The following is a 326-nucleotide window of genomic DNA, read 5'->3' on the forward strand; positions in this document are numbered from 1 at the left end:
TGCAGAACCTGGACAGTCACGGCAACTACGACCCCGCAGGGCACGGGCAGAACGCCGACGGGATCGCGGTGAAGTTCGGCTCCGGGACGGGGAACCGGATCACCGGGGCACGCCTGTTCGGCAATTCCGACGACGGGCTCGACCTCTGGCAGTTCTCCTCGCCGGTCACCATCGAACACACCTGGGCCTTCGGGAACGGGAAGAACCGGTGGGGTGACGGGGCTTTCGAGGGCAACGGCAACGGGTTCAAGCTCGGCGGCGGGGGAGCGTCGGTGGCGCATGTGGTGAACAACAACGCCGCGTGGGACAACACGCTGCACGGCTTC

General features: G+C 66.9%; 1 protein-coding gene. It reads left to right on the plus strand.

Annotated elements, in window-relative coordinates; translation table 11 throughout:
- Positions 1-326: right-handed parallel beta-helix repeat-containing protein (locus tag ACLZOT_RS51080; RefSeq protein WP_416976127.1), on the plus strand; the 326-nt coding region annotated here is incomplete at both ends.

Source organism: Streptomyces sp. 4F14 (assembly GCF_048159485.1).
GTDB lineage: Bacteria > Actinomycetota > Actinomycetes > Streptomycetales > Streptomycetaceae > Streptomyces.